We start from the raw sequence: 22,923 nt of genomic DNA, 5'->3' as shown, positions 1-22,923 counted from the left end.
TTACACCACATTGATAACTTCCGTTATTTATGTGATGTTACCGGCAGCATCGGTCGGGAAGGCCACGCTCTCATTAGTGAGATAGCCCACAACAGCAGAGTAATTGCTGTCAGCGGCACTCAATACTTGCGTGGTCGTCCAGCTTCCCCACATTCCACTGAACATGAGATAGCGCGCTCTAATGATGTGATTGACGCCACCTGCGTTGGCGGTGAACGAGAACGCTTCTGCTTCGTGACTGAAACGATCAGTAGCGGTCTGCCATATGTCGCTGCTCTGTTCGCGATATTCAATCTGGATGCACTGAACGCCCGCGTCTGGGGCTTCCCAAGTAACATCAATCTGACTGACCTGACCGCCATTGCTGTTGAGAATTGTGCGAGTGCTGGATTGCAAGTCAGCAACAGGAATGCTGTCATTGGGATTGTAAGCTGGAACCCTGACAACTGGCGGCAGAGGCTTTGTCTCGTCATCGTCCCACGCATAAACTTGCGCGTGTTCTTCTTGCAGCGTCATGTTGAACGCGAGTTCGATTGTCTCGCTTTGGCTGATTACGCGGAAGAGTTTGCCATTCCAGCCAAGCTCAGGGATCACCATTTTGACCAGCGACCCGACCTGAACCATGAACGCCTTAGGTCCGAAGATGGCGCTGAATGTGGCAGTGTAGCGGTTGCGAACTAGGTTCTGCTTTGCGATGCGCTGCGCTTGTTCAAATCGTGTAACGCCTGCGAAGTCGAGCACGACCGGGCGCGGGATATTGTCTGGCAGAGGGGCAATCTCGATCTGCCCCCAATCGTTCAACTGATAGAGGTTTTCAGGATCGGGAAAGCGACCACGCGCGATGTTGAATGTGTCTTTGAGTGACAGATTGTCTGGCGTGTAGGTATACTGGCCGATTAGGTCATCGTGCGTGAATGTAATCGTAGGACCGTCTAGGTCATCATAGCCGCCGATGAGTTGATAGAGGCCCGCTGTATCGACAAGCTTCGCGGTGCCCATCGCGGACGTAATGATGTTGATGTTCGTTTCGTGCGTGTCAGCCGTTGTGAGCAGACAATCGCAAAGATAGCGCTGAACAGTGCCGTTGCTGCTGACAACAGGCTCTTCGCACATGTTCGCGTAGGCGATGAAGCTGCCAAGGTCGATGCGATCAACGGGAACGCCCATGCCCCATGCGAGGCGACCATTGATCCTCCAGCCGATTAGGTACGTAAGCAGCGCAAGGGCCGGATTTCGGCCAATCTGCTTCGCGCCATCGACGAATGACCAGCTATCCTGATTGTTGGCGCGATGACTGCCCACGCCATTGGCGGTGCTATCAAGGCGAGGGTCATAGACCGGGCAACCGTCAACGATTGTCGTTATGCGGGTCGGCAGGCCGTCAGGGTAATTGTCCGTGCTGAGACGGAAGATCAGCTTGAGGTAGGCGCAGCCGGTGAACGAAGCCGATGGCGTCCAATAAGCGCCGCTACCGAATTGCTCAGCGTTAGTAGCGCTGCCCTCTTCGACAGCACCGATGACGAGGCCGCTGTTGCCCCTATAGGTGCCGGTTGTCGTGCCGTTCGTGTAGGATAGTTCGTCTTCTAGATAGACGTATTCGACATTATGGACCTTGTGACTGGCCAGTGCGATCACCCTATGAAGGTAGTCGCCTTTCTTTAGAGACTTAACATATGGGGTCTGGTTCCTGAACGCGCTGAGTGGGTTGTTCTGGATCAGATCGGTCAGATAGTCCCAACTGTTGCGACTGATCTTTTCATGAAATCTCTCGTCCGTGCCTGCTGCTGTCCGACCAAAGACGATCTTGCGGGTTGCAGTCGGATCGGTTGTGATGTTGTAGCTGATCGCGGAGCCAAATGTCTTTGGCTTGCCCATAATCATGCGCGATGCGAGCGACATACCAAGGCCGACGATGACACCGGCTAAGACTTTGGCCGCAATTGCTGCCGCGCTTGCGCCTGCTGCGGCTAATGCTGAAGAAGCTGTTGCACCTGCTGCTACTGTTCCGCCGAAAGCTGTAAACAGTGCTGGTGCGAGATAGCTGAAAGCCACCATCGCAACTGCGGCCAACGCGACCACAGCAACGATCTTAACGATTTTGCCCATTTAGATACCCTACTTGTTGTAAGGTATTTATTTTTGGGCTGGCTCTAGTTGTGCTGGATCAGACTAGCCGATGCGCCAACAAGCATCGCAGTCTAGAGTTGGCCAAGGAGCAAGGCCGTTGTCATCTAGGAAGTAACTAAACTTGCCCACACATACGCCGAGATAGAAGCGACCATTTGCTTGTCGCCCAACTATGTCGCCACGCCTCGCCTGAGAAGCATGAACACTCTCGCCAAGTCTCTGAGTTACGCAATCGTAGAACGACCTGTAGCCGTTCTCGATCAGCCATTTGCCTGCCTCAATCCAGCTCGTGTATTTGCCTGCGAAGTCTTCCGACAAATCCACTCCGGTTTGCGCCTTTATCGCCCCGCAGACGAACGTCGCGCAGTCATGTGTGTCAGGCTTTGTTGCACCCCACTGAAAGCGATAGTCGCTTACGCGGTCGAGATAAGTCGATAGGGCATCTGGCCATTGCGTTGTGCGCTCAAACATCATTTCAATCCTGTAGCTAGGCGGCCTGGCACACGAGGATCATTGGCGATGCTGACAGCGTAGGCTTGGCTCGTATCGGCCGGGTCATAAAGGGGTTGGTCAAGGTAAGTGCTGGCGCTGGCGTTTGTGATTGCGGCGGAATGGCTCTCAATCGTCAGCTTGAAAACGCGCTGCTGGCCGTCGAAGGAGATCGCGAGCTTGTCCATCGCCCCGCTACGAACGCGCCTGAACGACCAGACCGCCGGCGTCGTCGCATTTGCAGGAGAGATCATCAACGCACGCCAGATTATTGCGCGGCGCCCCTTATACTCAGCGCTATCGAGTGACGCTGCTACGAGCGCGTCAGGCGTTGTGTCGGGCACCGCGAGCGCGATCTCTAGTTCGTCCGATCCTTGGTAGGAGAAGGTGTTTTCACCTATCTGGATGGGGACGCCGTTCTCGATCGGATCGAAAACGAAGTTATCCAAGTAGATGTCGCCACTGCCCATCGGCTGTATGGTCGTCCATCCAGTCCAGAGGCGGCATGGCTCAGATGCGAAGTCCAAATAGCCCATCAAGGCGGTCTGGATGCCACTTGCTTCCAATGCGTCCAGCCATTCGGCTGTCATCCCGTTGCGCATGATGCCCCCTTACAGCTTCTGGACGCACTTGAGCGGGCGCAGGTAGACCACTTCGGCGTCCTTACTGCTGCCGTTGACCGCCTCGCCGGAAGCTAGGCGCAACTCGACCTTTGGATAGGCAAACTCGACTGGTGTGTTGGAGGCGACGCTTTTGCGGAATGGCGGTTGAAACTCGATCAGGGCAATTCCGCCAGTCGCCGTAGTGGGCACGACCGTAATCTGGTGCAGGGAATTGTTGATGCTGAAATAGTCACCGACCTCAAGGCCGGTTGCCTGATTGCCGCTCCAGCCTTTGACCGCAATCGTGTTAGTGGTCGAATAGGCTGCGCTGTTGAGGGACTTGCCGAAGATCGGCTTGCCGCTGCCATGGGGCTGATAAAGGAAACTGCCCATCATGCCGTTCAGCGACAGCACCCAACCGATATGCTCCTTGGCCTTGCTGCTGCCGTGCGGCTGATTGGGGAAGGATAGCTGAACCTGCCACTGCGAGAAGTTATTGATCACTGTAGCAGTGCCAGAGAAGGGCGATTGAGCCACACCCTGATTGTTTAGTAGCTCAATGTCCTCGGTAGATGGAGTAATTGGCGGTGCGCCAATAGGGTATGTAGTCATGTTGCCTCTCGCCCTTTTTTGTATTTATTGGGCGAGAGGTTCGATTACAGTCGTGCCCTGTTGAGCCTTCCTAGAGTGTGTTCACTCGACTGCGCTTTGATCATCGGCATAGCCTGCATGATGCCTTGAACGACGAGTTCTTGGGTACGAGCCTCGTTCTGGCTTTCGCGAGCATCGACGTTGATCGTTATTCCGCCGTCTTTGCCGGTCAGTCCCGACAGCTTATTGTGTGGGACAACACTGCTGCCACCGGGCAAATAAACAAGCTCAGTGCCTCGCTCCCCGACCTTCTTTAAACCCGGAGTTGAGACAAGACCGCCGTTAGCATGAGCGCCGTTTGGTCCGCTGGTCGCTGCCGCGCCACCAGTAATGCCCGACAAAGCGCCGCTGAGCAGACCACCGAGCGGCTTGATGAAAGCTTGCTGGATGATGATTTGAGCAATGCTGGCAAGGATTTGCTTAGCCACGCCTTCAAAGACATCGCCAAAGCTTTTCGCGTTCACGATGGCATCGGCCAAACCGCTGCTGATCGACTGTAGGCCCTCTGCGCCGATGCCTTCTAGCGCTTCCTGAACCTCTGCTGCGCTCGCAGGCAGACTGTCTAGGTAGCTTTCAAGCGGACCCATCGTGTTCTGGACCACTGACTGCGACATCGCACCGTATTTGTTGTCGAGATTGTCGAGCCTCTTCTGAGCGGTTGCCCGTTCCTCTGGCGATGCCTTGCTGGTCGCGGACACGATAGCTTCAAGCTCTAGCTTTTCGCGCCTCTTCTCAAGCTCAAGCCTGCGGAGCTCAATCGTCCTGCGCTCGCGAGCAGTTTTGGCCATGTCACCGGCCAAGCCCAGCATGTCGAGTTGATCGGATAGCTCAGCTTCCTTGCTTTTCAGCAGTTCCTCTTCAATGCGAACGGCTTTCTCGAAGTTGATCTGGTCCTTTTCCGCCAGCGCGATCTTTTCCTGCATCTGGATGAGGTTCTTCGCCTCTTCCTCTGTGTAGCGACCGCTGGTGTTCTGCTGCGTCTTCACATCATTGAGAATGTCGCGCTTTCGCTGCGCCAGTTCATCGTCAATGGCCGCTAGGTCGTTGGCATAGCCTTCTGCGTAGTTGCCGCGATCAATGTACGTGGCACGGGCTAGATCGGCATTGGCGCGAGCAAGGTCAGTCTCATAGGCAAACTTGCGCTCAGCTTCCTTCTGCGCCAACTCCGCGGCGGATGGTCCGCTGCTAGACTTAGCAGTGCTTGCTTTCTCCGCTGCGACAGGCAGCGTGTCAGTCTTAGGCATGTTCAGCGCCTTAGCCTGCGTCACGGCCTGACCCATCAAGCCGACCTGACGCTTGTATTCCTCAAAGGCGATCTTCGGATCATGCTTGAGGGTGCCAATCGCTCCAGGGCCTTTGGCGATTGTGCCGTTCGTCTGAGCGTTGTGGTAAGCAGCCCTTGCCTCGCGCATTTTCTGGCGACGGAATTTCAGGTCCATGTTCGTGTCGTCCATGGTCTGCGCCATCTTATCACCGGCCAAGAAGCCGCCGACTGCACCAACAGCAGCGCCCACATGACCAGCAGTTGCACCGCCTGCCATTGCGCCCATGATCGCCATCGCGAGCCTTGGGTTCTGCTGCCAAAACTTCATGAGGGCCGATGTCAGGCTAGAGATTCCGGAAACCAAACCGGTGATCGCACCAGCGTTGGCCGAGATATTCGCCGCCATCTGCGCGTTCAGGATCATTTTCATAGTGTCTAGCTGGTCGTTTGCCTGACCAGCGTTGCGGATAATGCCCTCTTCAAGGACAATGCCTAGATCACGTGCGGCCCTTGCTTGTAGTTCCAGCCCCTCAGAGCCGCCAGCAAGGGTCAATGTCAGCGTGCCTGCCTTCTTACCGAACAGGTCCATAGTTGCGGCCATCTGCTTGGTAGGGTTATCCAGCTTTTTGACGCTATCTGCGGCCTGTTTCACTGCATCATCTACGTCCAGCGCCGTGATGCCGTACTCTTTCAGCTTCTTTTGCGCTGCTTCATTGCCATTGGCTGCGTCACCAACAGTCTTGGAAAACTTCTCAATACCAGCACGGGCAGTTTCTACGTCCGAGCCTGCCAACTGAGCAGCGTAACCAAACTCCTGAATGAACCTAGTTGATGCGCCGGTTCGATCTGCCATGTCGGCAATTGCATCGCTGTAGTCGAGCGCGCTCTGTGTTAGCCCGACTAGCATGTCTACACCAACGGCAGCGGCCAGCCCCTTCAAGGCGAAGCTTGCCTTGTCCATCGACCCTTGGATGATACGAGAAGTTTTTGTCGTCTCTTCGGCGGCTTTCTTCATGCCGCTCAAGAAAGATGCGCTCTCTAGCGATAGACTGGCGTGAAGACTGCCGAACTGTGTCATAAAGATACTCCGTAGGGGTTACGGAGTATTTATTGAGCAGCAGGGTTCTTCTTGTTCTGGCGCATCTCGTATGCAGCGAAGAAGCCCTTGATCTTGAGAGTAAGATCAACTTGCGGTGCTGCCTTAACTTCCTCTTTTTTCGGCCAACGGTCAAAGAAGGTGGGGACTTTTGTTCCCGGCTGTGCGCCTAAGCGAACCATCACGTTCAGTTGTGTTTCGGCACGTTGATCTTCGACAGGGCAGCCCCAAGGCTCTAGTTCATAGAACGCAAACCAAGTTGTGAACTCGGAAAGCGGCATTGCCGCTATTTCTGCTAAACTCTTTCCCAAAGCCATTGCCAATCTGCATGAGAACAATAGCTCTGGATTATCCATTAGCCTTTTTTTTCGGCCTCTACGTCCCTAACGATGTCGCCATTCGCATATGAGAGCGACACCATGTGCAGATAGATGTGCTGAATTTGAGTGTATGGCAGTCCCTTCAACTGTGGAATGTCGCTGAGATCGAACATGAGATTTCCATTCGCATCAACGATGCTATAGACGAGACCGACGAGGGCTTCGTCTAGCTGATCCACAGCAGGATGGTTCGTCGGGTCTTCCTTGTGCAGCCGGATTGCCTCTGCATTTTCTTGCAGCACTGAAATGAACGCAATACGGCGCTCGACAGTGAACGCTTCCAAGCGAACTGTTGCATCCCACTCAGGAATGAACAGTTCGCTGGAACGTGGCTTCTGCGAAAGCAAGAACGACTTTGAAGCCAGCTTAGCCATTAGGCACCTGCCGTAACAGTGACGTTGCCGGAGATTTCAATGGTGGCTGAGCCAGATACCTTGTCGTCTACTGCGCCGCTCAGCGACTTGCTGAGGACGAAGCCGGAGAAGGTGTAGGTGGTGTTTGCACTATCGTTCAGCGCCAGCTTGAATTCAGTGAGCGCACGCGAAGCCTTTGCAGCTTCAAGGGCGACCTGACCGGCGTCATTTGGGATGACGTTGAAGTTGATGGATACCTGACCGAAGTCCTGTAGGCCCATCAGCTTTTCCTTAGCGGTGCTATCTAGGCTGGTAGTATCGATAACCGAAGCTGAGCCGCTGAATGCGGAAAAGTCGGTGATCTTTGCAATGGGAACGAAAGTGTTGGACCCAGTCTTGATAGAAAGGACTGTGCCCTGAGTTTCAACGGCGGTTGACATTATGTTATAGCCTCCAAATAGTAGGTAGCTCGCCGCTCAGGGCTTGCTTCCGACTATTTATTTGGCGGAGACTTGGACGTTCTCTTACAGGTTGAAGTGCGCCGTCACTTCAACAATCATGCGGAACAACTTGGGATCGCCACTTAGGTCAGAACCATCAAACTCGTTGTCGATAGTGATATAGTTGATTGGTGCTTCTTTGTGCTGCGACAGCCCGATCACAACTGTATCGGACAAGCTTTGCGCTGCCTTCAAGCTGGTGGCGTAAATGTCGATGCGGTAGGAAGCCGAAACCAATCCGCTTAGACCATCGATTGTGAGGTCGCGCTGAGTGCTGGTCCTCTGGTAAACGACCATAGGCGCTACAGCATCATCGGGTGCGAGAACTGGATAGACCTTTGCTGATCCAGTGAAGCTTTTCAGGGCAGAGTAGAAAGCGCTATCCATGTTTAGCGCCTCCCATACTTGCGGGCGAGGCGTTCCATCGACACACCTAGTTGCGACTTGATCTTTTCAAGCATCAACACTGTGGCGTTATCGAAGGCTGGCTTCGCAAATGGACGCGCCATCATCTTCACAGTGCCGTATTCAAGGAAGCGCGCCCAGAAGGCGGAACCGAACGTCACATGAGCAACGACGTTGAACGCCTTCTTGGGGCGACCCATCTTGACTTTGATGTTGTCGCGCATGTGGCCATAATCGACAGTCACGGACTGGCCGCTCTTTGTTCGATAGCTGCGCGAAGTGTCATCATCGCCAACCGGCGTTGCTGCCTTTACCTCTTCCGCGAGAGTTTTCGCACCAGCACGAATTGCGGACTTGCCAGCCTTGGTAGCTAGTTCAGGGCCAAGCTGTTCCAAACCCCTCTTGAGTTCGTCCCATCCCGTCATTTGAAATCTAATTCGATCAGCCATTATGTTCTCTTTTCTCGGCTTATGCTGTCTTGCTGCGGACCATGATGAAGAGGCCCTTGCCGTCTTCGAAATCCTCAAGGCCGGTGATCGCGTAGCTGATGCCCTTGTGCAGGACGGTCATCTGAGTGGTCAGGTCGCTGCGATGGCGGATCAGGAACTTGGCTTCTGCCTGTGATACCTGACCGGCTGCGCGGCTAACGTCCTTCGCGGTAAGCTGCCACTTCGCAGCCCAAACGGTCGCCACGACTAGTGGAGCGCCGCTAATCTCCTCGCCAATATCGTTCGTGGTAGGGCCACCAGTCGTCAGGATCGTAATGCGGTGCCTCAAAGCGCCCGCATTCATAGGCCACCCACGCGATATGGGTTGAGCAGGGTGCGGAATGTCGCTTCTGCTGTGTCCTGGCCCTCGCGTCCGGCATAGAACGAGCCAACATGGACAGCGATCGCCTGCTTGATCGGCGCGGGGATCGCCTCAGGATCGGCATAGCCAGCGTCACAGGTCACGACGAGCGTGCGACTGCCCCTGATCTGCCCTGAGAGCGTCAGCACAGCGCCAGTGTCGCGCAGCAGCACCCAGTAGCTATCGGGGTCGGAGAGGGGTTCTCTGACGCCCTCAGCGTCCAGCAGCTCGACCTTCGTCACCGACGACACGGGAGAGATAGGGAGCGTGAAGCGCTTGCAGCCTTCATCAAGCTCAATCTCGACCTCAACCGGGACGATTGCGCGATTGGTGTAGTTCTCGGCGGCTTCCTGCGCCGTGCGGATCAGCCCTTCGATCAGTTCGTCTTCTTCGTCGGCGTCGATGCGACACCAAAGCTTCGCCTGTTCGACAGATATGGCGAGAAAAGTGTTGTCGCGGGTTAGAGTTGTTTTCATGTTCTACCTCCCCGATATTTATTGAGACGAGAAAGCCCGCCAGTTGCCTGACGGGCTTTCCTTTTTGCGAGTTCGTCTCGCTGACCGCTTACGAAGCTGCGATCTTGAGCAGCTTGATTGCGTCGGTGTTGGTTGGAACGCCGCCAACGCGCGCAGTGACGTAGAACATCACGTAAGGCTTGTTGGTGTATGGATCGCGGATCAGGGTGATGTCCTTGCGATCAGCAATGGTGTAACCAGCCTTGAAGTCGCCGAAAGCAATTGGGGTCGCGTTGGCTGCGATCACTGGCATGTTCTCGTCGTTGTAGACTTCGTAGCCAAGAAGTGTGCCGCGCTGGCCGTTCAGACCCGGTGCCCACAGATAGTTGCCGGTGGTGTCCTTCAGCTTACGAACCTCTGCTTCAGTAGCCGACGCCATCAGGAACTTACCGTTCTGACGATGACCGGCCTTCGTACCGTAAACGAGGTCAAACAACTTGTCTGGGTTGCTGAAAGCAGCAGCAGCGCCGCTAACGACAGTGCCGTAGCCGTTGCCGGTTGCAAGCAGACCCTTTGGCTGGTTGGTGCCGGTGCCGTTGATGAAAGCTGCGCCTTCTGCAAGTGCGAACTGGTCAGCAACCTGCGAAGCCAGCCATGCCTCAAGATCGATTGCGCTGTCATCGAGCATCTGCTGGCTAGCAGCGATGTTCGCATAGAGTTCGCCGTGTGGAACAGCGATCTTGATGATCTTTGGCGAAGCAGTTTCGGTACGTGCATCAGTTTCTGCAACCCAACCCGACGCAGTGCCACGCTGGTTCTGTAGAACCGAGTAGTTGCCGGTGGTCGTGGAGATTACTTCTGCAAGCTGGCGCAGGGGCGAGAAATCAACCAGCTTCTCACGGACGGCCATGTTGACTTCGACTGGAACGGTGAAGCCACCATCCTTGCCGGAGTCACCGCCGAGGGTAAGCGACTTAGCTTCAAGAGCATCTTCGCCCTTGCCGTTGCGGAACCAAGTGCCGAAAGCGCTCTTGTATTCCAGTTCAGCAGTCTCAGCCGAAGCGCCGGGACGACCCGACTTCTTAGCAAGGCTCTTCTGCTCTTCTGCAACTGCTTCAACAGCGCCGGTCAGCTTGGAGATTTCAGCTTCAAGCTTGGTCAGCTTATCTTCTGCGATTGGATCGGTCACGCTTGCTTCAATTGCCTTCAAGCGCTGATCGTTTGCGGACTTGAACTCCTCCCAAACGCCCATTAGTTCTTCGTTAGTGGCCATTATTATGGTCCTCCTGTCTGTCTTATGTTTTGTTTTGTGACCTATTGACAGGATCACCCCTGTAGCGGCTCACTTGAGCAAGTCGTCCTTGCTGTCCCTCTATTTATTAAGTTACTTGTTCAGAAGCTTGCTGATGCGAAGCTGTAGAGCCTTCGCTTCCTCTTCCTTGCGAGCCTTCTCAGCCAGATATGCCTTGCTCTCAAACTGGCCGGCGACAGTCTCAGCTTGCTTGCGCGATAAGCCCTGTTCTCGCAGCAGACGTTCAAGATCGCGGATAGTCATGTCAGTTAGCGAGGACTTGACCTCATTGACCTGAGCCAACTCATTTGCTGCGATAGTCACAACGCTGATCTCAAGAAGGTCTGCTTCTGAGATTGTGCGGCAGTAGTTGTCCTCACCAGTGGCCATTGCCCACTTGATTGGATAGAAGCCGATGGACAGGCCCTTGATCGCACCAGCCTTCAATGCCGTGTACGTATCGCGGCCAGCAGTAGTGTCGAGAAGTTCGCCAGCGACCTTTAGGCCGTATTCGTCTTCTTCGATGCTGGTCCAACGTCCGATCGGTAGCGCGTCAAAGACGTTGTGGTTGAGGCACATCAGCGGGAACGTGCCTGCCTTGGCGTGCTGCTGGAGCGACTTAACGAACGCGCCACGCTCAACAATGTCGCCGTGATAGTCTACGTTGCCGAACACAGAGCCGTAGCCGGTGAAGGCCATGGCAGTCGTAGTCTCATCGCTGGCAGTAATCGCCAGCTTACATTCGATGCCAGTAATGGCCTTCTTCTCAATTAGCATTAGGTTCCTCGCCCTGATTTTCTGTTGTCGTTGGTGGGGTTGGTGTAGCCGTCTGGCCGAAGAGGTTTGCCGCTGGCGTCAGCTTGTCGGCCAGTGGATCATCGGAACGCGGCAAGTCCTCAAGTGCGCGGACTTCATTGATCGTGAGCCAGCCCTGAGTGCGTCCCTGATTATAATATGCGAGACGATCAGCAGTGCTGCTTTCAAGAAGGGCGCGGCTGTCTAGCTTGATGTAATAGCCTTGCTGCTTTTCCTCTTTCGACAGTAGCGCCTTGTATGCAGACTGCTCGATGCGCTCGAACCAAGGCATCAGCGTGTGAGTGAGGTGAGCAAGAAGTAATTGTTCTACCGAATTATAGGAAGTTGCGCCGTCTGCCATCAACATGACGGGCTGAACTCCGAACGCTCGGCAAATCTCTTGTATCTGGAACTTGCGACTTTCGGTCCACTGCGCTTCATTGGCGGTAGAAGAGATTGGCTGGAACTTCATGCCGCCGCCTAGAACAGCGGTTTTGTGGGCATTCTTCGATCCGGCCTGTTGCTCGTTCCAAGCTTCCTTCAACTGCTGTCGTTGTTCAGGCGTTAAAACAGCTTCAGTGGACAAGATGCCGCCGGGTCGAGCGCCATTCTTGAATAGGTTCGCGCCAAACTTCTCGCTCGCAAGTGACAAGCCGATAGCCTGTCGAGCCAGCTTAGTAGCATTAAGTCCCATCCATCCATTCCAAGATGGACCTTTGATGTGCCACATGTTTTCAGCAGGCACATCGATGAAGTCGATAGTCTTGCGCTTGCCGGTTTGGACACGGTAACTCAGAGAGTAATCGGCGTTCTGCGTGACTGTGACGCTGCCCGGTTCGAAGGCATAAATCTCTAGAATTTCCTTGGTGCGGTTATGTCTGTTCAGGAAGCAGAACGCATTGCCGGTCAGAATGAGGTGGAAAGCCATTTGCTCTCGCAACTCGTAAGATGTTTGCCAGTCATTAGGTGAGTGACGGAGCAGGGCAGCAAGCGGATGAGACGCGGCTTCTTCGCCGCGATCATTCTTCTGCTTCTTTAAGAGTTTGAATGGCACCTGTGCGATGCCGTTTGCGATGACACGGACAGCAGCTAGAACGGCTGTTGCTTCGAGCGCGTCATCGTTCAAAGTCTCAAAGCCTTCAGAAGAGCTTTGGTCTGCCGCAATCTCTTGGATAACTTCTTGAAACGGTCGTGCTGACTTTGCTTCTGTCCCATCACCAAAAAGGTAACTAAAAATACTCATGTTGGGTCGTCCTCGTTTTGGATATTTATCCTTTCGAGGACTTGAGACTTGTTAGAGCCAGTCGATGAACGGCTCTGCTGCCTCTAGCTGGTTCATCTTCATTGCGTACGCCATCAACGCGGCAACAATGCCGTCGATCTTCAAGTGAGGCTGCTTGTCTGGCTTGTTAGGGAACAGGTGATTAGCTGAGTTTGCCCTGATGCTGACATTGCCAGCCATCCAGTTCATGCAAGGATTGTCAGAGTGGCGCAGTTTATTGTCAGCAACTAGCGCTTCAAACTCCAGCATGACCGGATTGTAGTTGCCTATGTTCTGCGCGAACTTGCGAACTTCGATGTTTGGGTATTCGTCCTGTATCTCTTGCGCGAATTGATGGCCCTGCCATGGGTCATAGGCCACGCCTTTGATGTTGAACTGAGCAACCAGCTTCGCGAATTGCCCCTTGATGGACGAGAAGTCCGTCGCATTGCCGGGTGTCAGCAGAATGTGGCCGCTGTTTGCCCAGCTACGATATGCGTCTGCGTTCTTGCTGCCCTGAACTGCGCCCTCAGGCAGGAAGAAGAAGGGGAAGAAGTAAGGAATGTGACCGTCCATGACGCACAGGACCAGCGCCGAAATGTCGGTCTGCGTGGAAACGTCGTAGGCCACGAACGCTGGATTGCCCGCGAGATCGGACAGGGTCTTCTCTGAGCGACATGCCGACCATGCGCGCATGTCCAGCCAACCGCTTGTGCTGTTCTGCCAGACGTTGAGGTGCTTGGTCAGCAGCATGGGCTTTTTCTCAGGCAAGCTGAGTGCGTCCCTGAACTGCTCGCGAAGGCCGGCTTCGTGAACGCTCACACCGAAATTAGGATTGGCCTTTTTCCAGACGTTGAAGTCCGTCCAGTCGTCGTCTTTGTCGATTGTGTAGATGGCCGCGAATAGCGCGTCGTTCTGGCTGTGACCGGCAAGGACATTTTCGGCATCGACCTGAAGCTGGCGACATGGACCGGCGACGTTGAAGCCTGCCGTGGTGATCGTCAGGAGCAAGGGCTGCGTTCGCGCGCCCATGCCGGTCTTCATCGTGTCGTATTGCTCGCTGGTGTCGTTCTCGTGCGCTTCGTCCAAGATCGCGCAGTGTGGGTTCGAACCGTCGCCGGGCTTGCCGACCATCGTCTTGATGAACGATCCCGTTGCAAGCGAGAACACGGAATATTTGTGGACTTCGACGCCAGTAGCGGACCTGAAATCCGGCAGCTTCTCGACCATCTGACGGCATGGCTGAAAACATGCGTCAGCCTGCTCGCGATTGTTCGCGCCAATCCATACCTCTGCGCCTGCCTCGTCATCGAGGAAGGCCATGTAGAGGCCGATACCAGCAGCTACGGTGGACTTCGCATTCTTGCGGGGGATGAATAGGCGGGCTTCACGGACCTTGCGAAGGCGCGTCTGGGGGTCAACGAAGCCGAAGATCGATGCAATGATCCAGACTTGCCACGGCTCAAGCTTGAGCCTCTGCTTCTTCGCAGCCCATACGCCCTTAACGTGGGGCAGAAGTTCGATGAATTTGCAGGCGCGTTCGACCTTTGCAGGCACAAACTCCCAGCGATCACCGTCGATGTCGTCTAGGAAACGCTGACACGCTTGCTGAATTTGAAGGCAAGCGGGGATCTCGCCAGCAATGATCTGCTCAGCGTATGCAATTGCCTTGCGCGTAAATGGTCCGTCGCCTTCTTCCCACGCCATCAGCCACCGGCAAGGTCCGCAAATGGATTGTTGGGTTCGGCCTGGCCTTTCGTGCCGCGCTGCGCTCGCGATGGGGCGCCGCCGATGCCTAGGAGTTCACGCTGCTTCCTGAGTTCGACAAGCTGATTGCCCTTGGGCACTTCGCCTGCCTTGAACGCCGCACGGACAATGGCTGCGAGACAGCAGTAGTCAGCAAACATGCTGCTATCGAGGACCGACGTTCCGCTTTGCGTGACCCGCTCCAGTTCTTCGAACCAGATGGCCTTCGCGGCATCACTCAGATAGTCCGGCATGACCGGAGGCTCTGAGACCCTCGGGATCAGAATGGTGGGATCGTCACGACAGGGACGATAGGAACCGACCGCCTTTTTCTCTTCTATGGATTTCTTTTTAGGCCCACGCTGCATTTAGTTATTTATTGCAATCAGCGCGGCGTCGGGCTTAGCTACCGGCGTAAGTCCATGTCAGCTTCTAGAAAAATATCATTCGTGAACATGATGGATCGTGGTATCTACGTTCTGAAAAAAACTCGGGTCAGCATCTTTTGTCGTCTTTAAAAGGAGATAATCATGTTGATACGGTCAGCGTTGGTTTGGATAGTAGCGTCGTTGGGAGTGGCTGCTAGCGCTCAGGACGTTAAGCGAACTTGCGGAACGGTAGTGCTCGGCAATTCAGTTTACGCGCGCACGGACAACCCGCCTTGTGATGGCCCAATGGGAAACAGAGCCACTTGTGCAGCGACTTGCGTCCAATTACCAACGATCGCGCAATTCTCGGATGACGAGGTAGAAACGCTATTGTTTGAAGAGGATGGCGTAACACCAGCTAGAGGCTGGTCAGGCTGGTCAGGTCCCTTCACAGTCAACGACGCGCCCCTGACAAAGAATGTGTGCCGCATAGGAAAAAACTGGAAGCACAACAGAACGCGTGTGGCGAAAATCTGCGTGACATACCGTAACAACCTGTCTGAGTCGGAGTAAGTCTATGAGGCTCTTGACAGTCGCGCTGCTGTTCGCCGGAAGCTTTATGTATCCGGCCGGTGCTGCTCAAGCTTTAGAGAACGAAACCGCTATTGAGAAATGGAAGAGGGAGCAAGTGTCAAATCTCCGGCAAAGCCTCACCAACTACACTACTTGCAACCGAGGGTGCGCTAAAGAGCTTGCAGAAAACATCTGGATTAAAGGCGGTGAAGTGGCGTTAGAAACTATCGGTGTGTTCGCTAGCGCAAAGACCGAGAAGGGAGCGCCGATCAAATACCTGCTGTTCCAGTCATATGGCGTGAGGATTTATAACTTAGGTACAGAAGGCATCCGTGAGAATCGAGCTTGTCACCTGAAATGTGATCAATTGTTTGCCGAGGTAGTTGAGTTAGCAAGGCAGGGATCGTTAGGGCCACTTGTTCGAGGGGACCAATCTGTATTTGACGATCCACGTGTCCTCGAGATCTACTTAAAAAACGTCAAGGCAATCGATCCATCTGAACTACCATGGACGTTCCATAATGATCAAGTTATGGATGAGTATTTCAGAACTGGGTAGCCGCATCAGAGCCCGGACTGTTTAATTCGCACACGCGTCTTTTTAGCTGGGGTGTTGTTACTATAGTTCTTTAGTCTCTAAAAAAAATGCCCCCCTCAAGCCTGCTGCATCGGGCAGGGTGCGACCCAGACATTCTCTCCATGTCAAGTCTTTGGTAGACGCGAACTGCTGGCAGACATTAAGTAGTTGACTTCTTCAATGTCTGTGGAGTTCGCAATGTCAAAGCTCCAGCGTATTTGTCTCTGTCTGTTTCTCGTTATCGCTTTAGGTCCACAAGTAGTGGGCAACATCATGATGGTGCAGCAGGCATTGCATGATAGCGACCTTGTTTATGAGAATGACCTGCTTGGTATCAGGATCAATCTATAAGCTGAAACGTCTGCGGTTCTCTTCGGCTGTCTTTGCTGCGTGACATGGACCGCATAGGCTTTGCGTATTCTCGTACTCGTCCTTGCCGCCGTCTGCCCTCGGTGTGATGTGATCCACCTGTGTTGCTGGCGTCACGTATCCGTTCGCTTGACAGGTTCGGCATAACGGCTCTTCGGCAAGTCGTCGGGCTCTTACCTTCCGCCAGTTGTGGTCATAGACATATTGCTCGGCTCTCACCGGCTTCACCTTCTTGCCGCCATGCGAGAAGTTCTGTGGTGCGTTTGGCATGGTCTTTCCTAAGTGTGCTCTCTCCATAGTTATCGCGCCAACCAGAATTCCTATTAGTCAACGCCAAAGAGTGGATGATTATCTGGTCAGGAGACAACATACGATTGAAGTAGGCGCTGTTGCTTACACAGATCGGAGTTACACACATGACCGCTTTTAACCCCTCGATGATCAAGCCCGCTAGCAAGTCGGCGGAATTTGCAACCGCGGAGCAAGGGCGCACCGCTAAGTCGATTTTGATCGACGGCATAGCCAAGCAGATCAAGCTGTTCAGCAATCCCAAGGAAGATGGTCGGCGCTGGTTTGTGCTAGGTCAGAAGGAGGTGGCGCTCACGCTGCGGGTCAACAATAAGCCTATCAAGCTTATCGGTGACGAGACAAAGGTCGTCGTCCCGGTCGAGCAGTTTGAGGCTGCGATGAACCACTTCAGGGCCGAGGTTGAGAAGGGCAACTTCAACGCGCAGCTTGAGGAAGCCGATAAGGGCATTGCTACCCGGCGCGAAAAGCTACGCAGCACGAGGGCCGCGAAGAAGACCGCCACCAAGTAAGTCACTAACGCACAAACTTCGAAAGGTGGCCACTGTGCCACCTTTCTTGTTGATTTGCTGATCAAGCTAGGACAGGTAGTGCGCCACTAGATAGAGGAGTGGCGTATGGTTGACCTGAGCAAGTTCATCGACAACAGCTTGAAGTCCGAGTTTGAGGCCAGGCCATACGATGTCACCAAGGACCGTTCACGGCTTGTCGGTCGTCTTGAAGCTGCTCGCGCTCAGTTTACCACCAATGGCGCAGTGCGCGGACCAAAACTCTACACGGTTAAAAACGGCGTTGTGGAGTTCAAGGTAGGTGTCAAAGGCGTTGACCTGACCATCAACAAAGCCACGGTCAATTACATTCCCGAAAGCCAGTTCGAAGCATTCCTGACTGCACTGATCGATGCAGTTAATGCAGGTGAGTTCGACATCGTGTTCACTGCCAGTGCCGCTGCGCCAGCAGCGACCAGCGCCGCGCCACGTGCCAAGCGCAATGTCAGCGAAGCGAGCCGTCTGAATATCCGCGTTGGCGGCTTCCGTCGCGGTGGCAAGACGGATGCTGAAATCCGTAAGCAACTAGCGGACGAGGGTGTGGAGAAGGCAGCGATCGATGCTGCGCTCGCATATAAGCGGCCTGGGAAGTAAGGCATAAAGAAAGCCCTCCACACGTAGTGGAGGGCTTTCCCAGTATAAGGAGAAAACAAAAGACCAATTACGCAGCGGCTCTCTGTCTTCCTTTTATTTATCCCTAGACGCTGATGCGGCCTTTCTGGCGAGCTTCTGAGGCATACTCGGCAAGCGTCTTGTTCGGCTTGAAATGCAGGTCTTGCTCAACGCGCAGACCACCCGGTCCCTTGACCGAATATACCTCGTCCATCGAGAAGTAGCCTAGTTCCGGCGATCCAAAGCCGATGTCACATAGGCCAAAGCACAACCCATCATCCGACATTTCGCTGACCAGCCATGTAGCAGCCGACCACGGCAGGAAAAGCTTACATACCGGCTGATAGTCTCGCTCTTGTGCTGTCCCCTTCAAGGGCTGCTGTTCGATCCAGTTCGTGGCTAGCTGTTGCGCTGCCTCAGGTGTGAAGACCTTCAACCATTCCATGTGCCATTCTCCTTGATGTTACGGCACCAGAACAGCAAACATCAGTCAGAGCGGAAATCAACCAAAGAAGTGGTTAGGTCATAAGAGTTTTTGTGGTGTCACTTTCTGGATGACGCGGTGGTTAGGAGACAACAATAAGCTGGGGAAAGGAACCAGCGATGAATGTCGATCTAGCAGCACTTGCCGATTTCGTAGACGCTACTATCACTGCCAACCCCGAGTTCGCAGAACCAGAGTTTGCTTTCACATTCAACGACCAGCGCATCTATGTTGAGCAGAAAGCGCATCACTACAACTTCCACATCGATAATGAGATATACCAGATGCCTCGCATCTAGCTTGCCCTCAGACGCCTCAGGAAAGCAAAGTCGCCCCGGCAGCAACGCTGGGGCGTTCTTTTATCTGGAAGCAGGGCAGGGGCTTATAGGGCTTGCCCGCCGATCCGATTGCCCAGCTTGTCGAACTGCCAAACACCTACGTCCATCGACATGACAGTCACATTAGCGGCGCGGTCGATAGTCATGTGGTCGATGACGCGCTTGAGTGATGCGTTGGTGCGTAGTCGAGCAGCCCGACGAACGTCTTCATCCTCGCTGTTCATCAACTCGGTTAGGTCGCGCAACTGAGCAATGTCATCTCTGAGGCTCGGTGCGGATGTTTGGACGGCGAGTGCCTTCTGCAATTCATCGCACTCAGCGCCTAGAGCGTCTGTTTCGGCTTCCAAAGCAGCAACCCTTGCAGCCATCGCTTTGCTTGGGGCTTCGGCCATGCTGTCGATGATATTGCTGATCTGCTGATTTTTGAGGTCGATGCTATGCAGCACGGCATCCAGCTTGGAGCGAAGCGCATCGGCCTTCGGATCGGCTTGAGCTTCCTCGTCATCAATCGTGGCCCATAGCAATTGCTGTAGCGTGGCAGCTTCTAAGGTCGCGTATGGAGCGTGGACTTTGTTGTCGCATCCAAAGCCACGCCGGGCTGCATCACAAATCAGGTAGTTGTGGCCCTTGCTCTTATAGACCCTCTGTTCGCCTGATGCGGTTGTGTAGCGCGATATGCCTCCATCCCTGACAAAGCCCATTGGTCCATCGCAAACCTCGCACTTGGCTATTCCTGCGAACAGGTTGTTGCCCTGATATTTGGATGATCCACCTGTTCGCGTTTTGGTGGCGCGCATGGCTTCGGCGCGGTTGAACAGGTCGCGGCTGACTACCTGTGGATAGTAGACGACCGGAATATGCTTGCCCTGTTGTGTCGCGAACTCACCAAGCACTGCGCGATTGGACAGCACATGATTGATTGCGCTTTTGCTCCAGCCCTTCGATGTTTCCCGACCTGAAAAAGCTGGTTCACCTCGCTCGTTGAGGCGCTTCATGATGGTGTGAAGACCGATGCCCTCGACATACCATTCGAAAATCTCGCGCACGACTTTCACGCGGGCAGGGTTCTCGATGATGTCGTTATCGGCTGTGACGGTCAGCCAAGCTGGCACCTGCTTGGTGATGGCCTTCTTCGATCCTGCCTCTATGTCGCCGTATTTCTTTTCCCAACTCGCTTTTGCGCGCTTGGACTTCTTGTCGCTTTCCTCGTGCGCCAACGACGCTTTGATGATGAGGCCGAAAATCTCCAGCATGTCGCCGGAGCCAGCGCGATAAACTTGGTCATCGTGGTAGCTCGCAACATCGACGCCGTTCTCGTTGAGCGACCATATGAGTTGAGCAGCAGCTTTCGGACCCTGACGGCTGAGTCGGTCGATGCTTTCTACGACAAGGACAGCGCCATTTTTGAAATGACCTGAACGGGCGCGGCTTTCAAATTCGAATAGAGCTGCGCCCTCATCGCGGTTGCTGCCCTTGAACGCTGAGCGTCCTTCGTCCGCCAGTTCTTCTGCAAGCTGCCAGCCCTTTCTTTCAATGTAGGACCGGGCAGTAGTGAGCTGGCGTTCTAGCGAGAAGCCCTTAGCCTGCTCTAAGGACGAGAAACGGGCGTAGATGTATGCGGGCTTTTTACTGCGCGTTAGTGTCGGATCGGTCATAAACGTGCCCTAGCTGCAATGAGTTAGGATTTCCTTTTACAACCGTACGTGCCTGCTTCCTGCTCTGGACCGCCGGGGGCGCACTGATCTGGAACATCATCCTGGCCTATGCGGGGTTCATCCTGGGCCGCAACTTCCGTGAGATCGACGCCTATGTCGGCCCGGCCGCGACTGCCTGCGTCGTCGGCGCGATCATCCTCTATCTCTGGCGGCTGGCGACCTGGCGGCCCAGGGGCTGATCGATCACGCCCTGGGATGGGCGTTGCGATAGATGTCGAGCAGGTGGGCGGCGTCGACCTGGGTATAGATTTGCGTGGACGACAGGCTGGCATGGCCCAGCAGTTCTTGCAAGCTGCGCAGGTCCGCGCCGCGACCCAGCAGATGCGTCGCGAAACTGTGGCGCAGCGCGTGCGGCGTAGTCCGGTCCGACAGGCCCAGTCGCCCGCGTGCGCCCTGCACCGCGCGCCGGATCAGCGCGGGGGACAGCGGTCCGCCCCGCGCGCCCCGGAACAGCGGCTCGTCGCGGGCCATGCGATAGGGGCAGGCGTCGACATAGGCGTAGACCGCCTCGGCCACCTGCGGCAGCAGCGGCACGATCCGAGTCTTGCCCCGCTTGCCGGTGACGCGCAGCGTTTCGCCCAGTGGCAGGATGTCGCCCTTGAGGCCCATCGCCTCGCCGATGCGCAGTCCCGCGCCATAGAGGAGCAGCAGCACCGCCCAGTCGCGCGCGCCGATCCAGCCTTCCCGGGCAGTTTCGGCGATGTCCGCGGCCAGCGCCACCGCCTCGTCGGGGGATATGGGGCGGGGCAGGCCGCGCTTGACCCTCGGTCCCTTGAGCTGCGGCAGCTTCGCGTCCTGGCCGCCGATGAATTTCAGGAAGCCACGCACTGCCGATAATTCGCGCGCCGCCGACAGATTGCCGATCCCGTCCATCCGCCGGCTGGTCAGAAAGGCGCGCAGGTCCGCCTGGTCGAGACTGGCCAGTGCCGCCGCGGTGACGGCCGCGCCGCGATGCTCCGCCAGAAAGGCGATCAGCCGCTCCGCCGTCGCCACATAGGCCCGCACCGTATGGAGGGAGCGCCGCCGGTCGAGCGCCAGATGCTGGCGCCAGCGTTCGACGAGCGATGGGGAGAGGGTGGCGGACATCATGGCACAAGCCTATCAGAGCGTCGAGTGGCAGGACAACCCGCCCTTGAAATCCGCGCCGAAATGGGCACATGGGAAGCATGGCTACCCCCTTCGATCCGGCCGCCCTGCCGACCGGACTCCTGATGCCGCTCAGCCCTCTGGTGGCTCGCGTGCTGGCGCCCAATCCGTCGCCCTTCACCTACACAGGCACCCAGACCTATGTGGTGGGATCAGAAGCGCTCGCGATCGTCGATCCCGGCCCGGACGATGCGGATCATCTGGCCGCGCTGAATGCCGCCATTGCCGACCGCCCGGTCGTCGCGATCCTGTGTACGCACACCCATCGCGACCACAGCCCCGCCGCGCGTCCGCTGAGCGAAGCCACCGGCGCACCGGTCATCGGCTGCGCACCCCTGACGCTGGAGGATGACGGCCCGCGCGCCGACGCCGCGTTTGACGCCGATTATCGGCCCGACCGCGTGCTGGCCGATGGCGAGCAGGTGCAGGGGCCGGGTTGGACGCTGGCGGCGGTGGCGACGCCGGGCCATACCTCGAACCATCTCTGTTTCGCGCTGCGCGAGGAAAAGGCACTGCTCACCGGCGATCATGTGATGGGCTGGTCGACCAGCGTCATCTCGCCGCCCGATGGCGACATGACCGCCTATATGCGCTCGATGCAGCTGCTGCTCGATCGCGACGACGCGGTCTATTATCCGGCGCATGGCGATCCGATCGACAATCCGCAGCGGCTGGTGCGGGGCATGATGGGCCATCGCAAGCAGCGCGAGGGGCAGATCGTGCGCTTCCTCGAACGAAACGGCGACAGCGCCATCCCGGACATGGTGGCCGAAATGTACAAGGGCGTCGATCCGCGCCTGCATCCCGCCGCCGGCCGCTCGGTGCTGGCGCATCTCATCGATCTGGATGGCCGGGGCATCGCCGCCCCCCTCGGGGACGGGCGATGGCAGATGCGCTGAAGCGCCATGCCGCGCCGGTCGCGCTGGCGCTGCTGATCCTGCTGATGGGGGTAGCGATGCTGGTCGGCTGGCAACGCTATAACCGCGATTATGTGGTGGCGGTCGAGGATGACGGATCGGCGGTGACGAAGATCATCGCGGAGAAGATCGCTGGCTCGGCCAGTCTGCGCGTCTCGCAGCTCAACGGCACGATCCAGAGCACGGCGCAGGACGTGCGCGGCTTTGGCTGGCTCAAGTCCGACCAGGTGGTGAAGATGCCCTATTCTGTCGATTATTTCATCGATCTGGGCGGCCTCTCGGCGCGTGATCTGGAATGGAATCCGCAAAGCCGCACCCTCATCGTCAATGCGCCCGATGTGAAGCCGGCTCGGCCCAATCTGGACGAGGCGCGCCGGACGCTGGTGCGTACCAGCGGCCTGTTCGTGACGCGGGAGGCGGGTGAGGAACTGAGCCGTCGCACCTCTGCGCACGCGCAGGTCCGGGCCGAAGCCTCGGCCCGATCGCCCGAGCGCATGGCGCAGGCGCGCGAATATGGCCGCGCGGCGATCGGAAAAGTCATGGCCGCGCCGCTCGCCGCGATGGGCTATGATGATGCGCGGGTGATCGTCACCTTCCCGCCCGAGCGCAAGGAAGCGAACCGGGAGCGATGGGACGTGACCACGCCGATCAACGAGGTACTGGCCAACGAGCGGCGGCAGCGCTAGGGCGCGCGCAAAGGGCCAGA

26 protein-coding genes and 2 pseudogenes are annotated in these 22,923 nt (G+C 56.0%); 7 read left to right on the top strand and 21 right to left on the bottom strand.

Going from position 1 to position 22,923, the window contains the following annotated elements; genetic code table 11:
• Positions 1-27: 27 nt before the first annotated feature.
• The 17 genes from A7Q26_RS22000 to A7Q26_RS21920 all read right to left on the bottom strand — a co-directional run bounded on the left by A7Q26_RS22000 (position 28) and on the right by A7Q26_RS21920 (position 14,518).
• Positions 28-2,106 (bottom strand): hypothetical protein, encoded by a 2,079-nt coding sequence (locus tag A7Q26_RS22000; protein ID WP_157102655.1) that lies wholly within the window; start codon positions 2,104-2,106, stop codon positions 28-30.
• A 63-nt stretch (positions 2,107-2,169) separates the two neighbouring features.
• Positions 2,170-2,598 carry a DUF6950 family protein gene (locus A7Q26_RS21995; RefSeq protein ID WP_198163019.1) on the bottom strand — a complete coding sequence of 143 codons (429 nt, stop codon included), beginning with the start codon at positions 2,596-2,598 and terminating at the stop codon, positions 2,170-2,172.
• Entirely contained in the window at positions 2,598-3,218 is a 621-nt protein-coding gene (locus A7Q26_RS21990) for a hypothetical protein (protein ID WP_066864542.1), read from the bottom strand. Before A7Q26_RS21990 ends, A7Q26_RS21995 begins: the two co-directional genes overlap by 1 nt.
• 9 nt (positions 3,219-3,227) lie before the next feature.
• Entirely contained in the window at positions 3,228-3,722 is a 495-nt protein-coding gene (locus A7Q26_RS21985; protein ID WP_066864534.1) for a hypothetical protein, read from the bottom strand.
• A 152-nt stretch (positions 3,723-3,874) separates the two neighbouring features.
• On the bottom strand, positions 3,875-6,211 hold the full coding sequence (locus A7Q26_RS21980) for a hypothetical protein (RefSeq protein WP_066864531.1): 2,337 nt from the start codon (positions 6,209-6,211) through the stop codon (positions 3,875-3,877).
• 29 nt (positions 6,212-6,240) lie between these two features.
• Positions 6,241-6,546 (bottom strand): phage tail assembly protein T, encoded by a 306-nt coding sequence (locus A7Q26_RS21975; RefSeq protein WP_157102654.1) that lies wholly within the window; start codon positions 6,544-6,546, stop codon positions 6,241-6,243.
• A 38-nt stretch (positions 6,547-6,584) separates the two neighbouring features.
• A complete protein-coding gene (locus A7Q26_RS21970; protein ID WP_066864517.1) occupies positions 6,585-6,983 on the bottom strand; it encodes a hypothetical protein in 399 nt (132 codons plus the stop codon).
• Positions 6,983-7,402 (bottom strand): phage tail tube protein, encoded by a 420-nt coding sequence (locus A7Q26_RS21965; protein WP_066864514.1) that lies wholly within the window; start codon positions 7,400-7,402, stop codon positions 6,983-6,985. Before A7Q26_RS21965 ends, A7Q26_RS21970 begins: the two co-directional genes overlap by 1 nt.
• Positions 7,403-7,486: 84 nt before the next feature.
• A complete protein-coding gene (gene gp17 / locus A7Q26_RS21960) occupies positions 7,487-7,849 on the bottom strand; it encodes a tail completion protein gp17 (RefSeq protein WP_084439266.1) in 363 nt (120 codons plus the stop codon).
• Positions 7,850-7,851: 2 nt separating this feature from the next.
• Positions 7,852-8,316, bottom strand: coding sequence for an HK97-gp10 family putative phage morphogenesis protein (locus A7Q26_RS21955; RefSeq protein ID WP_084439265.1), 465 nt, complete (start codon positions 8,314-8,316; stop codon positions 7,852-7,854).
• A gap of 19 nt (positions 8,317-8,335) precedes the next feature.
• Positions 8,336-8,659, bottom strand: a complete 324-nt coding sequence (locus A7Q26_RS21950) for a phage head closure protein (protein ID WP_066864506.1) — start codon at positions 8,657-8,659, stop codon at positions 8,336-8,338.
• Positions 8,656-9,192: a head-tail connector protein gene (locus A7Q26_RS21945; protein ID WP_066864504.1), complete on the bottom strand. Its 537-nt coding sequence runs from the start codon at positions 9,190-9,192 to the stop codon at positions 8,656-8,658. Before A7Q26_RS21945 ends, A7Q26_RS21950 begins: the two co-directional genes overlap by 4 nt.
• 88 nt (positions 9,193-9,280) lie before the next feature.
• Positions 9,281-10,444, bottom strand: coding sequence for a phage major capsid protein (locus A7Q26_RS21940; RefSeq protein ID WP_066864502.1), 1,164 nt, complete (start codon positions 10,442-10,444; stop codon positions 9,281-9,283).
• Between the two features lie 111 nt (positions 10,445-10,555).
• Positions 10,556-11,239 (bottom strand): HK97 family phage prohead protease, encoded by a 684-nt coding sequence (locus A7Q26_RS21935; protein ID WP_084439264.1) that lies wholly within the window; start codon positions 11,237-11,239, stop codon positions 10,556-10,558.
• A complete protein-coding gene (locus A7Q26_RS21930; protein ID WP_066864499.1) occupies positions 11,229-12,500 on the bottom strand; it encodes a phage portal protein in 1,272 nt (423 codons plus the stop codon). The genes A7Q26_RS21935 and A7Q26_RS21930 overlap by 11 nt, the downstream gene beginning before the upstream one ends.
• 51 nt (positions 12,501-12,551) lie before the next feature.
• Positions 12,552-14,225 (bottom strand): terminase large subunit, encoded by a 1,674-nt coding sequence (locus A7Q26_RS21925; protein WP_066864496.1) that lies wholly within the window; start codon positions 14,223-14,225, stop codon positions 12,552-12,554.
• Complete coding sequence (locus A7Q26_RS21920; protein WP_084439263.1) at positions 14,225-14,518, bottom strand: hypothetical protein; 294 nt, start codon at positions 14,516-14,518, stop codon at positions 14,225-14,227. Before A7Q26_RS21920 ends, A7Q26_RS21925 begins: the two co-directional genes overlap by 1 nt.
• 691 nt (positions 14,519-15,209) lie before the next feature.
• Between A7Q26_RS21920 and A7Q26_RS25425 the strand changes: the two genes are divergently transcribed.
• Positions 15,210-15,764: a hypothetical protein gene (locus A7Q26_RS25425; protein ID WP_157102653.1), complete on the top strand. Its 555-nt coding sequence runs from the start codon at positions 15,210-15,212 to the stop codon at positions 15,762-15,764.
• A gap of 363 nt (positions 15,765-16,127) precedes the next feature.
• Here the strand turns inward: A7Q26_RS25425 and A7Q26_RS26380 are convergent, their stop codons facing one another.
• Positions 16,128-16,421: an HNH endonuclease signature motif containing protein gene (locus tag A7Q26_RS26380; RefSeq protein ID WP_084439276.1), complete on the bottom strand. Its 294-nt coding sequence runs from the start codon at positions 16,419-16,421 to the stop codon at positions 16,128-16,130.
• Positions 16,422-16,567: 146 nt separating this feature from the next.
• On the opposite strand from A7Q26_RS26380, the gene A7Q26_RS21915 reads away from it, so the two are divergent.
• Together A7Q26_RS21915 and A7Q26_RS21910 are read left to right on the top strand one after the other, a co-directional pair.
• Complete coding sequence (locus A7Q26_RS21915) at positions 16,568-16,969, top strand: hypothetical protein (RefSeq protein ID WP_066864492.1); 402 nt, start codon at positions 16,568-16,570, stop codon at positions 16,967-16,969.
• Between the two features lie 105 nt (positions 16,970-17,074).
• Positions 17,075-17,599 carry a hypothetical protein gene (locus A7Q26_RS21910; RefSeq protein WP_066864490.1) on the top strand — a complete coding sequence of 175 codons (525 nt, stop codon included), beginning with the start codon at positions 17,075-17,077 and terminating at the stop codon, positions 17,597-17,599.
• A 103-nt stretch (positions 17,600-17,702) separates the two neighbouring features.
• Here the strand turns inward: A7Q26_RS21910 and A7Q26_RS21905 are convergent, their stop codons facing one another.
• Positions 17,703-18,062, bottom strand: a complete 360-nt coding sequence (locus A7Q26_RS21905) for a DUF2958 domain-containing protein (protein ID WP_066864480.1) — start codon at positions 18,060-18,062, stop codon at positions 17,703-17,705.
• 158 nt (positions 18,063-18,220) lie between these two features.
• Here A7Q26_RS21905 and A7Q26_RS21900 point away from each other — a divergent pair, with 158 nt between their 5' ends.
• Positions 18,221-18,400: a hypothetical protein gene (locus A7Q26_RS21900; protein WP_066864478.1), complete on the top strand. Its 180-nt coding sequence runs from the start codon at positions 18,221-18,223 to the stop codon at positions 18,398-18,400.
• Between the two features lie 83 nt (positions 18,401-18,483).
• Here the strand turns inward: A7Q26_RS21900 and A7Q26_RS21895 are convergent, their stop codons facing one another.
• Complete coding sequence (locus A7Q26_RS21895; protein ID WP_066864475.1) at positions 18,484-20,094, bottom strand: recombinase family protein; 1,611 nt, start codon at positions 20,092-20,094, stop codon at positions 18,484-18,486.
• Positions 20,095-20,150: 56 nt separating this feature from the next.
• On the opposite strand from A7Q26_RS21895, the pseudogene A7Q26_RS26270 reads away from it, so the two are divergent.
• Positions 20,151-20,333, top strand: a pseudogene (locus A7Q26_RS26270) (DedA family protein); the annotation flags it as partial.
• A gap of 4 nt (positions 20,334-20,337) precedes the next feature.
• On the opposite strand, the gene A7Q26_RS21890 reads toward A7Q26_RS26270, so the two are convergent.
• The gene (locus A7Q26_RS21890; protein ID WP_066865271.1) at positions 20,338-21,240 is read right to left on the bottom strand and encodes a tyrosine recombinase XerC; all 903 of its coding nucleotides are present in this window, start codon (positions 21,238-21,240) and stop codon (positions 20,338-20,340) included.
• A 71-nt stretch (positions 21,241-21,311) separates the two neighbouring features.
• Here A7Q26_RS21890 and A7Q26_RS21885 point away from each other — a divergent pair.
• Positions 21,312-22,127: pseudogene (locus A7Q26_RS21885) on the top strand (MBL fold metallo-hydrolase); the annotation flags it as partial.
• 116 nt (positions 22,128-22,243) lie between these two features.
• Entirely contained in the window at positions 22,244-22,903 is a 660-nt protein-coding gene (locus A7Q26_RS21880; RefSeq protein ID WP_443018182.1) for a DUF4230 domain-containing protein, read from the top strand.
• Positions 22,904-22,923 lie beyond the last annotated feature (20 nt).

This window comes from Sphingobium sp. TCM1, assembly GCF_001650725.1.
Taxonomy (GTDB): domain Bacteria; phylum Pseudomonadota; class Alphaproteobacteria; order Sphingomonadales; family Sphingomonadaceae; genus Sphingobium.
The sequence above is the reverse complement of the archived record's forward strand: the minus strand, read 5'-3'. Positions and strand labels throughout refer to the sequence as shown.